This is a genomic window from Bacillus sp. FSL W7-1582 (assembly GCF_038593325.1).
GTDB classification, from domain to species: Bacteria; Bacillota; Bacilli; order Bacillales; family Bacillaceae; genus Bacillus; species Bacillus altitudinis.
Window position 1 is genome coordinate 1843126 of the sequence record NZ_CP151987.1, and the last position, 13138, is coordinate 1856263.

The 13138-nt window shown below is 43.9% G+C and carries 11 protein-coding genes; 1 reads left to right on the forward strand and 10 read right to left on the reverse strand.

From position 1 onward, the window contains the following. Positions 1-4 precede the first annotated feature (4 nt). The 10 genes from NSQ11_RS09410 to NSQ11_RS09455 all read right to left on the reverse strand — a co-directional run bounded on the left by NSQ11_RS09410 (position 5) and on the right by NSQ11_RS09455 (position 12211). Positions 5-1939 (reverse strand): AMP-binding protein, encoded by a 1935-nt coding sequence (locus NSQ11_RS09410; protein ID WP_342501350.1) that lies wholly within the window; start codon positions 1937-1939, stop codon positions 5-7. 14 nt (positions 1940-1953) lie between these two features. Then, positions 1954-3477, reverse strand: coding sequence for an acyl-CoA carboxylase subunit beta (locus tag NSQ11_RS09415; RefSeq protein WP_048002653.1), 1524 nt, complete (start codon positions 3475-3477; stop codon positions 1954-1956). Between the two features lie 18 nt (positions 3478-3495). Beyond that, positions 3496-4278 (reverse strand): enoyl-CoA hydratase, encoded by a 783-nt coding sequence (locus tag NSQ11_RS09420; protein ID WP_342501351.1) that lies wholly within the window; start codon positions 4276-4278, stop codon positions 3496-3498. Positions 4279-4293: 15 nt separating this feature from the next. Next, complete coding sequence (locus tag NSQ11_RS09425; RefSeq protein WP_035391839.1) at positions 4294-5199, reverse strand: hydroxymethylglutaryl-CoA lyase; 906 nt, start codon at positions 5197-5199, stop codon at positions 4294-4296. A 12-nt stretch (positions 5200-5211) separates the two neighbouring features. Next, positions 5212-5427 carry an acetyl-CoA carboxylase biotin carboxyl carrier protein subunit gene (locus NSQ11_RS09430; RefSeq protein WP_008346646.1) on the reverse strand — a complete coding sequence of 72 codons (216 nt, stop codon included), beginning with the start codon at positions 5425-5427 and terminating at the stop codon, positions 5212-5214. Then, a complete protein-coding gene (locus NSQ11_RS09435) occupies positions 5424-6773 on the reverse strand; it encodes an acetyl-CoA carboxylase biotin carboxylase subunit (RefSeq protein ID WP_035391838.1) in 1350 nt (449 codons plus the stop codon). The genes NSQ11_RS09430 and NSQ11_RS09435 overlap by 4 nt, the downstream gene beginning before the upstream one ends. A gap of 8 nt (positions 6774-6781) precedes the next feature. Then, complete coding sequence (locus tag NSQ11_RS09440) at positions 6782-8419, reverse strand: AMP-binding protein (RefSeq protein WP_048002651.1); 1638 nt, start codon at positions 8417-8419, stop codon at positions 6782-6784. Between the two features lie 42 nt (positions 8420-8461). Continuing rightward, on the reverse strand, positions 8462-9604 hold the full coding sequence (locus tag NSQ11_RS09445) for an acyl-CoA dehydrogenase family protein (RefSeq protein ID WP_008346640.1): 1143 nt from the start codon (positions 9602-9604) through the stop codon (positions 8462-8464). Positions 9605-9763: 159 nt separating this feature from the next. Continuing rightward, a complete protein-coding gene (locus NSQ11_RS09450; protein WP_342501352.1) occupies positions 9764-11299 on the reverse strand; it encodes a family 10 glycosylhydrolase in 1536 nt (511 codons plus the stop codon). A 24-nt stretch (positions 11300-11323) separates the two neighbouring features. Next, on the reverse strand, positions 11324-12211 hold the full coding sequence (locus NSQ11_RS09455) for a tyrosine-protein phosphatase (RefSeq protein ID WP_342501353.1): 888 nt from the start codon (positions 12209-12211) through the stop codon (positions 11324-11326). A 90-nt stretch (positions 12212-12301) separates the two neighbouring features. On the opposite strand from NSQ11_RS09455, the gene NSQ11_RS09460 reads away from it, so the two are divergent. Next, positions 12302-13054 (forward strand): DeoR/GlpR family DNA-binding transcription regulator, encoded by a 753-nt coding sequence (locus NSQ11_RS09460; RefSeq protein ID WP_048002648.1) that lies wholly within the window; start codon positions 12302-12304, stop codon positions 13052-13054. Positions 13055-13138 lie beyond the last annotated feature (84 nt).

Consider the following 13138-nt stretch of genomic DNA (forward strand, 5'->3'; position numbering starts at 1 on the left):
TTTTTTATTTTTTCTGTCTCTTATTCAAGTATTCGGTCAGACTCTTATATACATCTGGATTGTCTAATGAAGATAGATCGGGTGAAGGCTTCTCTTCATACGCCCCTTTAAGTAAACGTCGTACAATTTTTCCATTCCTTGTTTTCGGTAAAGCTGAAATGAGATGAACTTCTTTTGGTGTGAGCGCTTTTCCAGCATGTGAACCAACATGGGCTGAAAGCTCTTGGATAAGGGTTGCTTCTTCAAAAGCATGAGGACTGGTCACGATGAAACAGACGAGCGCCTCCCCTTTCACCTCATCCTTTACCCCAATCACAGCGGCTTCATGCACGGCAGGATGCCATGTAAGGATGGATTCAATTTCAGCTGGCCCGATACGTTTCCCTGCTGTATTAATGACATCATCCGATCTGCCGGTGATGTGGAATTCTCCGTCCTCTGTTTGCATGACCCAATCTCCGTGTGTCCATACACCATCAAATCGTTTGAAATACGTATCTTCATAACGCTCCGGTTCGTTCCAAAAACCACATGTCATGCCGACCCATGGCTTTTTCACCACAAGCTCCCCTACTTCATTCATCACGCTTTGCCCAGCTTCATTGTATACATCTGCCGCCATTCCTAAGATCGCCGCATTAAAGAGAATCGGTTTGATGGGACGAAGCAGCGTACTGCCTACAATGCCACCAGAAACCTCGGTTCCTCCTGAATAATTTAAGATGGGGATGTTCTTTTGACCAATGGTGTGAAATAACCATTGCCACGGAGCTTCATTCCATGGTTCCCCTGTAGAAATAATGGCTTTGACATGCGATAGCTCGACCCCATCAATCGTTTGCTGCATCGCAGAACGAACAAATGTAGGGGAAAGCCCAAAATGAGTGACTTTCTTCTGATGGATGAATGACCAGAGCTGCTGCTCATCTGGATAATCGGGAGCGCCGTCATATAAAACGATGGCAGCTCCATTGATCAAGCCGCCAAAGACGAGGAATGGCCCCATCATCCAGCCCATATCAGTCAGCCAAAACAACCGGTCTCCTTTTGCCACATCCATACATAGCCCGGCATCAAAAGCTGCCTTTATCGGAAAGCCTGCGTGTGTATGAACGGCTCCCTTTGGTGTGCCGGTTGTGCCTGACGTATACAAGATCATCAGCGGATCTTCATTTGTGACATAGGTCACGCCGGTGATCGGCTGTTCTTGTAACAAATCATTTAGCAGGACATCGCCCTGATATCCGGTATGAGAGGAAGTGTGCACAATCACTTTTTGCACAGTTGTGGTTTTGTTGATGGCATTAGCCACACATTCCCGCATGTTGATCGTTTTCCCTCGCCGCATCATTTCATTCGCTGTGACGACAATGGATGCGCCTGACGCACGAATGCGTACAGCGAGTGGCTCGCTTCCATAGCCTGAGAAGACTGGGCTGAAAATAACACCAATCTTTGTAAAGGCAAGCATGACGGCGACCGTTTCTGGAAGCATTGGCATATAGATGATGGCTACATCCCCTTTTTGAAGTCCTTCTTTCAAAAAGCCAGCTGCAAGACGGCTCACTTTCTCTTGAAGTTCGAGAAATGACCATTTCTTTTCTTCACCGGCTTCATTGCTCCAAATGATGGCGGGCTGATGCTTCGTCTCTTCTTTTTCTGCCCATTTGTCCACAGCCGTTTCGGTGATGTTAAGTGTGCCGCCCTGATACCATTTCGGCCACATCAATGAGTGGTGACCTAATGCCGCTTCATATGGTTTTTTCCACTGAATTCCAACCGCCTTTTCCGCTTCTCTCCAAAACCAGTCTGTGCGTGCAATACTGGCTTGATAGAATGAGTCATACGTAGAAAAACCAAGAGATTTCATCCACTGATGCAAACGTGTTTTTTGGCTCTGCTTTTCTTCCGGTATCCATTCTGGTTTCAGGTTGATCATGAGGACTGCCCCCTTTAGACCGGATAGACCGGATGTTTTCGTTTCGTAAATGTCATGTCTTTCGATGAATAGGCTAGTAATCTATGACAAAGTTCCGTTCTTAGACGGTCAAATGGGATGACGCCATCGACAATCATTTCAGAGGCAAGCTCATAGATATTCATATCTTCCTGGTATTCCTTCCGTTTCTCTTGTATAAATGAAGCCCTCTCTTCGGGCGGGAGTTCTGCAATTTTATTTGCATAGACGGCATTTACAGCGGCTTCTGGACCCATCACAGCGATTTGCGCCGATGGAAGAGCGAGACAGCAGTCTGGCTCAAAAGCAGGGCCTGCCATTGCATATAGTCCTGCTCCGTATGCTTTACGGACGATGACGGATATTTTCGGAACGGTCGCCTCTGACATAGCGGAGATCATTTTTGCCCCATGACGAATAATGCCGGCTTGTTCCACTTTTGTTCCAATCATAAATCCTGGTATGTCCGCAAGAAAGAGCAGCGGGATATGAAAGGCATCACAGAGCTGAATAAACTTGGCGGCTTTATCAGCTGAGTCGTGGAATAATACGCCGCCTTTGACCCTTGGCTGATTGGCAATGAGACCGATAGGCTGACCGTTCATTCTGCCAAAGCCGGTGATTAACTCTGCGGCAAACAGCTTTTTGATTTCAAAAAATGACCCTTCATCAATCAGTAAATCGATGAGTTGATACATATCAAATGGGGTATTCTGGCCTTTAGGGATTAAGTCTTGGATGGTAATTTCAGATGGTTTAGGTGCTTTTGCTGCTGTCATTTTTGGTTTTTCTGTATAGTTGGCAGGCATATAGGTTAAATAATCACGTGCAATTTGAATGGCCTCTTCCTCTGTTTTGGCTAATATATCTCCGCATCCAGAAATGCTGCAATGCATTTTCGCACCGCCCATTTCCTCAAGTGATACTTTTTCACCGATCACCATTTCAGCCATTCGCGGCGAGCCTAAATACATAGAGGCATTTCCTTCGACCATGACGACAATGTCACAAAAAGCAGGGATATACGCACCACCGGCTGCAGATGGACCGAAGAGTAAACAAATTTGTGGGATACGCCCAGACAGCTTGACTTGGTTATAAAAAATGCGCCCTGCTCCTCTTCTGCCTGGAAACATGGCGATTTGATCAGTGATTCTTGCACCCGCAGAATCGACTAGATACAGCATAGGACAATTGAGTTTCTTGGCCGTTTCTTGAATTCGAATGATTTTTTCTACTGTTTTGACGCCCCACGATCCTGCTTTAACCGTAGAGTCGTTTGCCATGACGCAAACAGTCTGCCCATTCATACGCCCGGTTCCTGTGACGACACCATCTGCTGGTAAATGTTCATCTTTGCACTCTGCAAACATGGCATCTTCAATGAAAGAATCCTCATCTAATAACAAATGAAGCCGATCACGGACAAATAATTTTCCTTTTTCTTTGTTTTTTTGATGGTAGCGTTCTGCCCCGCCCTTTTCAATTCGTTGTTTTTTTAATTCATATTCTTCGATCATAAACATTCCCCTTTCTTGCTATTTCCCTCTGTAATAAGGCGTTCGTTTTTCTTGAAAAGCCTTGAGACCTTCTAGTCGATCTGCTGTATGAATAAGCCGCAGATAAGCTTCGTATTCTTTCGTCAGCCCTGTTTGTAAATCGTGATCAAGGCTGGATTGAATGGCTTGTTTTGCTTCTTTTAAAGCAATCGGTCCATTCTTGGTGATTTGTTTTGCGAGTGTGATGGCATCATTCATCAGTGAATCGGCTGTAGAGATACGTTCAATCAGTCCGATTTTAACGGCTTCTTCTGCTCGTAAAGAAGTGCCTGTGAAGATCATTTCTTTCGCTTTCCCGGGTCCGATCAGGCGCGGAAGTCTTTGTGTGCCCCCTGCTCCCGGCAGGATAGCTAGTCCTGTTTCCGGCAGGCCGAGCGCTGCACCCGCTCTTGCGATGCGGAGATCACAGGCGAGCGCGAGCTCAAGACCTCCGCCAAGTGCGTGTCCGTTTATCACGGCAATGACAGGAACGGGCAAAGATTCAATGTCTGTAAAGGTTTGCTGAATGGTCAGAACAGCTTCTTTGGCTTCTTGTTCTGTCATCAATCGCCGTTCTTTTAAGTCTGCTCCTGCGCAAAAAACTTTAGCGCCAGTTCCTGTCATGAGCAAACAGCGGATGTTTTCATCATGTTTGATTTCTTGAATCGTTTGATTGATTTCCTCTAGCATAGCAGCTGATAGAGCATTGGCTTGTGCTGGTCTATTTAATGTCATGATGCCAATATGATCATCTTGTATTGAAAAATTGACCAATGATGTCATGTGATTCACCCTTTATCAAGTAGTGTGAGACTGAAAAGCGCGTAAACAGTGACTTGGCAGGGTTCGATCCACTTTTGCTTCAATCCATTCAGCCGCTTTGATCAAACGAGGGAGGTCGACATTTGTTTCGATCCCGAGTTTGTGAAGCATGTGCACCACGTCTTCTGTCGCCACGTTTCCGCTGGAGCCAGGTGCATAAGGACAACCGCCAAGCCCCCCGCTAGAGGCATCAAATATGGTGATGCCGGCTTTTAATGCTGTATAAATATTGGCAAGCCCCATTCCTTTCGTATCATGAAAATGAAGCGCGATTTTATCAGCAGGAAAGCGTTCAAGTAAAAGGTCTAACCGTCTTTCTACTTGTAGGGGATGGGCTTCCCCAATGGTATCCCCGAGTGATATTTCATCAATGCCGAAGGAGAGCAGTTGTTCCGTTAATCGCAGCACTTGGTCCATCGGCACTTGTTTTTCATAAGGACATCCAAACACGGTTGAAATATAGGCCCGCGTTTGCCGTCCTTCTGCTTTTAAATCGGCTGTCATTTGTTTGATCACAGGCAGTGTTTCCTGTATAGATCGATTCATATTCTTTTTATTATGTGTCTCACTCGCTGAGATAAACATAGCCCCTACCTCAAGGTTTGCTTCAAAAAAATGAGCTAACCCCTTTTCATTTGGGATGAGTGCGGCATAGGTAATATCCTCTTTTTTGTTTAATGATTGGGCTAATTCTTTGGCGTCTTTTAAGGCTGGAACCCATTTCGGATGAACAAATGAGGTGACTTCAATATAAGGAAGATGGGCTTCTTCGAGTAAATGGATCCATGTTCGCTTCTCCATTGTGTCCAGCCAAACGGATTCATTTTGCAGGCCATCGCGCGGGCCGACCTCTCTAATGAGCACGTTTTTTGGTAATGCCATGCGGCTTTCCCCCTATTCTGTCAGCTCCAAAAGTACCTCTCCCTCGTCAACAAAGTCCCCCTCCGCCTTATACACTTTACTGATCACACCTGCTTCTTCTGCAACAATGGGAATCTCCATTTTCATCGATTCTAAGATGGCGACTTCCTGTCCTTTTTGCACATCATCACCCTGTTTCACAAGAAGCTTCCATAAGTTTCCGGCCATTTGTATCGTGACAGTTTTCATGAACGGTTTTCCTCCCTTTTTTTCATCAGATAATCGGTTGTGATGCTGCCATGTAAAAAGGCAGTTGATTCGGCTATTTCCTTTAAAAGCGGTACATTGGTTTTGATCCCTTCTATTTCATATGCTTGTAATGCTGCTTTTAATCGTTCTATGGCGAGTTTTCGAGTATCACCGTACACAATCATTTTCGCAATCATTGGATCGTAAAATGGGGTAATGACACTTCCACTCGTGACGCTTGACTCATGACGGATGTATGGGGCATCAGGTGTAGAAAGCCGAGTGATCGTGCCTGGCGAAGGGTAAAATGTCACAGGGTCTTCAGCGTATATTCTAACTTCAATCGCGTGCCCAATTTGATGGATATCCTCTTGGCTGAAGGACAGGGGCTCTAATGCTGCAATTTTTAGCTGCTCCTCGACAAGGTCAATCCCAGTAATTTCTTCAGTGACAGGGTGTTCTACTTGCAATCTCGTATTCATTTCTAAGAAATAAAATTGCTGGTTTTGATCGACTAAACATTCAATCGTGCCCGCATTTTCATACCCAATCGCTTTGGCAGCTTTGACGGCCATCTGTCCCATTTGCTGTCTCACAGTTTCTTCAAGACAGACGGCTGGTGCCTCTTCAACAATTTTCTGATGTCTTCTTTGGAGTGAACAATCTCTTTCAAATAAGTGAACGCCGTGACCGAACGAATCAAAAAGAACTTGAATTTCGATGTGCCGTGCGTGTTCAATCACCTTTTCCATGTACAACGTACCGTCTTGAAAGAAACTTTGTGCTCTTTTTTGATTTCCTTCAAACGCTCGATGCAGCTCTTCGTCGTTGCGGACGAGCTGCATACCAATCCCACCGCCGCCGCTTGATGCTTTTAGCATAATGGGATAGCCGAGTGTCTGTGCTTTATGAACCCCTTCGTCTGCATCATGAAGCGGGGCTGAAACACCAGGAACGATTGGGATGCCCGCTTGTTCCATCGTTTTTCTCGCTTCAATTTTATTTCCCATCTGCTGAATGACTTGTGCAGATGGTCCAATAAAGGCAATGCCCTCGCTCCGGCAGCGCTCAGCAAATGCCGCATTTTCTGATAAAAGACCATACCCTGGGTGGATAGCATCAGCATTTGTTTGTTTGGCAACCTTAATGATCGCTTCCATGTTTAAATAGCTTTCAGAAACTTTAGCGCCGCCGATATAATAGGCGCTGTCTGCTTCTTGCACATGAAGTGCATGCTGATCAGCCTCTGAATAAACGGCAACGGTTTTGATTCCGAGCCGTTTACATGTCCGAATCACTCTACGGGCAATTTCGCCTCGATTGGCGATCAATACTTGTTCAAACATCGCTGCCTTCACTCCTTTATTAGATCAAGCGCCTGCTTTTTCAAGCGAAATTTCTGAATTTTGCCTGAGGCGGTCATTGGGTACTCATCTGTAATGAAAAAGTATTTCGGGATTTTGTAGCGTGCCATTTGCGACTGACAATAGCTCGTTAATGTCTCAATTGAGACCGACTTCCCTTGTTTCAGCCGAATGAATGCGGCTGCTTCCTCGCCGTATGTCTCATCAGGAATACCAACAACCTGTGCGTCAAGAATGGCAGGGTGAGTGTATAGGACATCCTCAATCTCTTTTGGGTACACATTCTCTCCGCCTCTGATGATCATATCTTTGAGCCGGCCTGTGATCTTCACATAACCGTCATGATCCATCTCAGCTAAATCCCCTGTATGAAGCCATCCGTCCTCATCAATGACTTCATTTGTTGCTTCTTCGTTTTTATAATAGCCCTTCATGACATGATAGCCTCTTGTACAAAGCTCCCCTTGCTGTCCTCTTGGCACTTCTTCTGATGTTCCTGGTAAAGCAATTTTGACTTCAATTTGAGGAAGCGCACGTCCGACCGTTTGAACTCGTCTTTCAAACGAATCATCGGTTCTTGTTTGGGTAATGACCGGTGAACTTTCGGTCTGACCATAGGCAATCGTGAGCTCTCTAAGTCCCATTTTTTCAATGACTGCTTTCATGACATGGGATGGGCAGAGTGAACCGGCCATAATGCCCGTTCGTAATGTGGACAGGTCATAAGAGTGGAAATTTGGATGATCGAGCTCCGCGATGAACATGGTTGGTACACCGTGAAGAACCGTGCATTTTTCTTTTTCTACTGTTTGGAGGACTCGTTCTGGATGGAATGATTCAAGTGGAATGATCGTTCCCCCTTTTGTGAGACAAGCAAGTACACCAAGAACAGAGCCGAAGCAATGAAAGAACGGCACTGGGATACACATACGGTCCTGCTCTGTTAATTTCATACAATCTGCGATTTGACTCGCATTACAGACGATGTTTGTGTGGCTGAGCATAACGCCTTTTGGATAGCCGGTTGTGCCTGAAGTGTACTGCATATTAATAACGTCATCAGGCGTGAGCTCATTCATTCGCTTCTCCCATTGATAATCTTCGCTTCTTTTGGCAGCCACTTGAAGACGATCCCAGCCGAGCATGCCGTTTGGTAGATGCTGACCGATATAGATACATCTTTTTAAATAAGGAAATTGTGTGGAAGTGATTTCCTCTTGATGAGCGGTTTGAAGTTCTGGAATCAGCTCTTCAAGCATGTTGACATAGGACGTTTCTTTAAAGCCGTCTACAATAAACAACATTTTGCTGTCAGAATGCTTGAGTAAATAGGCGAGTTCCTGTGATTGAAAATTGGTATTCACAGTGACAAGAACAGCACCAATGGAGGCGCAGGCAAATTGAAGAATGAGCCATTCAGGTATATTTGGTGCCATAATGGCGATGTGATCTCCCTTTTGAACGCCTAATGCCATGAGACCTTTACCTGTTGCCTTGACCTCTTGATAAAACGCTTCGTACGAATAACGTAAAGAACGTTCTGGGTAAACAATGGCTTCATGTGCTGGATGCTGTTCTTTTTTTTCTCTTAATAGGGAGCCAATCGTTTGCGGGTGAATCGACATCATTGCTTTCCTCCCTCATGTTTAGTAAGCGTTTTCATTAAGGTATTACGCTAACAGCTGTCTTGCGATCACGAGCCGCTGAATTTCAGAGGTTCCTTCTCCAATTTCCATCAGCTTGGCATCTCTCACAAGCCGTTCAACACCGCATTCTTTCATATAGCCTGTTCCGCCATGAATTTGGACCGCATCAAGACTTGCTTTTGTGGCCATTTCTGAAGCAAACAGTTTGGCATAGGCCGCTTCTTTTGTAAATGGTTTGCCTTGATCTTTCAGCCAAGCGGCTTTCCAGACCATTTGTCTTGCAAGCTCTATTTGCATCGCCATATCCGCCAGCTTAAACTGAATGGCCTGGAAGGATGAGAGCGTCTTTCCAAATTGCTTTCTTTCTTTTGCATAGGAAAGTGAAGCATCAAGTGCCGCTTGCGCAATTCCGACAGATAAGGCTGCAATGGAAATTCGTCCGCCGTCTAATGTATATAAAAATTGCTTGAATCCTTTCGATTTGTCTCCTAATATATGATGCGCTGGTACACGCACTTCGTCTAAAATGATTTCAGCCGTATCTGAACCACGAACCCCCATTTTGTCATATGGGTTTGTAATCGACAGTCCCTTTTGTCCTTTCTCCACAATAAAGGCGGAGATGATTGGACGTCCGTTTTCATCATGATCTGTTACAGCGGTGACAATAATCGTTCTGGCATAATTGGCATTTGTGATCCAGCACTTTTCCCCACTGATGACATATTCTTGTCCGTCTTGAATGGCTTTTGTTTTTGTTCCTTTTGCATCTGATCCAGCGTTTGGTTCTGTTAATCCGAAGGAGCCAAGCGCTGTTCCAGAGGCTAATGGAACAAGATGGTCCATCTTTTGCTCCTCCGTCCCGAAGTAATAAAGTGGACTTGCGCCTAAGGAAACCGCTGCGGCATAACTTAAACCTGTACTCGCACACTGTTTTCCAATTTCCTCGACTGCCAGTGCATACGAGATCGTATCTCCTCCAGATCCTCCATATTTCTCTGGAAAGGGTATACCCATAAAACCGAGCTCCCCCATTTTTTGAAATGTTTTTACGGGAAATGCTGCCTGTTCATCAACAGTTTGAGCGTGCGGTGCAATTTCTGTTTTTGCAAATTCTTTGACCATCTGACGGATCATTTGCTGCTCTTTCGTTAATTCAAAATCCATTGTGCTTCCCCCTTTGGCGCTTTTCTATCATATTTATTATTGAAATAGCTGCTTCATGCCAAGCTTGATTGAATTCAGAAAATTAAAATAAAAATAGTAGAAAAATAGAGAAAGCAAAAAAGCATAAATGGAGGAAAACCCTCATTTATGCTGTCTTTGTTATTTTACTGTTTTTGTAGAAGGTTTGCTTTCATGATGAAGGCGATTGAGTGCCGTCACTTTATAGGTATAGCTCTTCTTTTGATTGGCTAAAATGTCTTTCGTTTGTGTGAAGGAACCTGTTTCTTTTCTGACCGTTTGCACAAATTCGTATGTCCCTTTATTCGACAATCGATAGACTGCATAATAGGATGCACTAGAGCGCGGATCATTTTGTATCTGTAAAACTGCGCCATCCTCTGTCTTTTTCACAGATTGGATGATTGGTTTTTTTGGCGCTTTTTGATGAAGCCATGGCATCTCTGGTATGAGAGCTGGTTTGCTATAGGTTTCTTCTATTAATCGTTTCTTTACATTCAAGGGATTCCGATTGATATCTTTCAGACTAAAATGCATGCTTCCTTGTACGAGCTGTGACTGCCTGTTCAGCTCGATCTGGCGAAAATACTCCTCTGGATCAGACCAAGCAGGATCACTGTTTTGATTGATTTTATACGTCGCTTGACCAATGTACAAATGAACAGGCTGCCCCTTCACTTCATTTGACCACCATTTCGTCAGCACATCATAGGCAGCGGGCTGAAAGCCGATACTCCAATAAATTTGCGGGGTGATATAATCAATATGGTGCTGCTGTATCCATTCTCTTGTATCAGCATACAAATCATCATAATTGGTCATCCCTGCTGTTGTGTTTGAACCGGTTGGGTCATCTTTTATGTTGCGCCATACACCAAATGGGCTAATGCCGAATTTCACATACGGCTTTTCTTTCTTAATGGTGTCATTGATCTGCTTCACTAGCTCGTTCACATTATCTCTTCGCCAATCTTCTATATGTGTGAATTTCTGCCCGTAAGTTTCATACGTTTCTTGATCTGGAAATGGCACACCAGCGATTTTATTCGGGTAAAAATAATCATCCATATGCACCGCATCAATATCGTAGTTTTTCACTACTTCCTCTATCCCGTCAACAATGAAGTCCTGAGCATCAGGAATGCCTGGATTAAAGTACAGCTGATTTCCGTAGGCAATGGTCCACTCAGGGTGTGCTCTTGCAGGATGATCGGCTGATAACCGGTTGAGATCGGTATGATTCATGGTGATTCGATAAGGGTTAAACCAAGCATGAAATTCAAGGCCGCGTTTATGTGCTTCTTCTATCATAAATTCAAGCGGGTCATATCCAGGGTCTTTCCCTTGTGTACCAGTCAAATATTCAGACCATGGACCGAATTTCGATGGATAAAAGGCATCTGCTGTTGGTTTAATTTGCATGATGACGGCGTTCATATTCATCGCTTTGATGTCGTCTAACAGTTGAATGAACTCTTGTTTCTGCTCATCTGCGGGCAGTCCTTTCTTTGAAGGCCAATCTAAGTTATAAACCGATGCGACCCACACTGCACGCATCTCTCTTGTGCTCTCAAGCTTCCCTTTTGGCATCGAACGAGCTAGACTGCTAGACGGAATCAATAAGAAGACACCCATGAAAACTAGTGTCAGAACCGTCATACTGATCTTTTTCAGCATGTTTTGCATCACCTCATATTAAGTTTATTCTGCGTTTTGTGATGGAATGCTAGCAGATGGTGTAAGCAAGATGTTTTTCATTTTAAGCAGCTGAGCTTTCGGGACGTCGCAGGCTTCTAGTAAATACCGCTCTGCACTTCCGTATGTATCCATCATCTCATTCAGTACATCTTCAAGATAATCTTGCTGCACACCGAGCAGGGGCTGAATTTGTTCTTTTGACACCCGATATAAACTCATCATGCGAACAAATCGTTCTTGTCTTTTCACTAGCATTTTCACGCCTTCATTGGAACGCATGTATTCACTTAAAACGGTATGCACCGGTACACCCGCTGCTAATTGAATAAGAGCAGATAAAAAGCCTGTACGGTCCTTTCCACTTGTACAATGAAGCATAAGCGGATAATTTTTTTCATCTGACAGTAATGTAAACAATTGCTGAATCTCTTTTTTTCGCTCATAGAGCATGCTTTGATATACATCTTTCATGATCGGTGTAAAGGATAGAGATTTTCCTTCTGCTATCAGCATACGAAACATGGTCCATTTGCTAGGCATCATGCTGTCAGGCTGCATAGGGATATGAACAATTTTGTCATGTTCCATGATCTTTGGTGGGTGTGATTTTCGTTCTGAGCTTGTACGCAGGTCACAAATCGTTTGAATTCCAAGTGTTGAGAACGTCAATATGTCTTGCTTCGTGAGACGTGATAAATCAGCAGATCGATAAATCATTCCTTGTTTGATGACCATCTGATCCGTTGTTTGAAGTCCCCCTACCTCTCTAAAATTTGCAAGCTTTGAAAATTGTATGTTGTGTTCATTCATAGAAGTGAATATCCTTTCTATCCTCTTTTCTCTATCATACGCTTTTATGAAAAATGAGAAAAGATAAGAGAAAAAGATCATTAGATTCTCCCATGTTGATCAGTGACATCTTTTACGTGGAATTATTGTTATAATAGAATCAGCATATTCGTATTGATTGGAGATTGTAGCATGATAAAAACAAAACGTATTCAGCAAATAAAAGAGTATGTATTTGACCGGGAATCTGCCTCTCTTGATGAGCTTGTGACGCATTTTGGCGTCTCAAAAAACACCATACGCCGAGATGTACAAGCATTGGTAGAATCCGGCGTGCTAAAGAAAGTGTACGGCGGCGTCGCTGTGAATCACACAACATTGGTGGTGTATCAGGAGCGAAAGACTCGTCAGCTGAGTAAAAAACAATTGATCGGACAGGCTGCCGCCGCTTTTGTTGAACATGGTGATATGATTTTTGTTGATTCTGGTACAACGACACTGGAGATGCTTCCCTATTTGAAGGAGAAACAGATTACCGTTGTGACAAATAACGTGGATTTCATTACACAGGCTATGCCTTATGAACACCTCACCATCTTTTCAACCGGCGGTATGCTAGAGCGAAAAACAAATTCTTTCGTTGGTTATCAAAGTGTTGAGCGTCTCAAAGCATACAATGTCAATAAAGCATTTATTGCATCAACTGGTTTATCCATTGATCATGGCGTCACGAATTCCTCCCCGCTTGAGACAGATATTAAAAAAACGCTCGTTGAAAAAAACGCCAAAACCTTTTTATTAGTCGATGATAGTAAGTTTGACCATTATGCCTTGACCACGTTTTGTGACTTAAAAGACATAGACATCGTCGTGACGAATGAACAACCAAATGAAGATTACCTTCAATATGGAAAAGAGCATGATGTGAAATTTGTCACGCCTTAGTCCAGAGCGAAAAAGCCAAGCGCCAATGTTTTGGCTTTTTTCTTATGCGCAAAAGAGTGAAACGGCGAAGTGTTGGTTACATTA

What these genes read in the sequence shown, in the direction of transcription:
- NSQ11_RS09410 (WP_342501350.1), bottom strand. Translation starts at nt 1,939, where the DNA reads ATGATCAACCTGAAACCAGAATGGATACCGGAAGAAAAGCAGAGCCAA.
- NSQ11_RS09415 (WP_048002653.1), bottom strand. Translation starts at nt 3,477, where the DNA reads ATGATCGAAGAATATGAATTAAAAAAACAACGAATTGAAAAGGGCGGG.
- NSQ11_RS09420 (WP_342501351.1), bottom strand. Translation starts at nt 4,278, where the DNA reads ATGACATCATTGGTCAATTTTTCAATACAAGATGATCATATTGGCATC.
- NSQ11_RS09425 (WP_035391839.1), bottom strand. Translation starts at nt 5,199, where the DNA reads ATGGCATTACCAAAAAACGTGCTCATTAGAGAGGTCGGCCCGCGCGAT.
- NSQ11_RS09430 (WP_008346646.1), bottom strand. Translation starts at nt 5,427, where the DNA reads ATGAAAACTGTCACGATACAAATGGCCGGAAACTTATGGAAGCTTCTT.
- NSQ11_RS09435 (WP_035391838.1), bottom strand. Translation starts at nt 6,773, where the DNA reads ATGTTTGAACAAGTATTGATCGCCAATCGAGGCGAAATTGCCCGTAGA.
- NSQ11_RS09440 (WP_048002651.1), bottom strand. Translation starts at nt 8,419, where the DNA reads ATGATGTCGATTCACCCGCAAACGATTGGCTCCCTATTAAGAGAAAAA.
- NSQ11_RS09445 (WP_008346640.1), bottom strand. Translation starts at nt 9,604, where the DNA reads ATGGATTTTGAATTAACGAAAGAGCAGCAAATGATCCGTCAGATGGTC.
- NSQ11_RS09450 (WP_342501352.1), bottom strand. Translation starts at nt 11,299, where the DNA reads ATGCTGAAAAAGATCAGTATGACGGTTCTGACACTAGTTTTCATGGGT.
- NSQ11_RS09455 (WP_342501353.1), bottom strand. Translation starts at nt 12,211, where the DNA reads ATGATCTTTTTCTCTTATCTTTTCTCATTTTTCATAAAAGCGTATGAT.
- NSQ11_RS09460 (WP_048002648.1), top strand. Translation starts at nt 12,302, where the DNA reads ATGATAAAAACAAAACGTATTCAGCAAATAAAAGAGTATGTATTTGAC.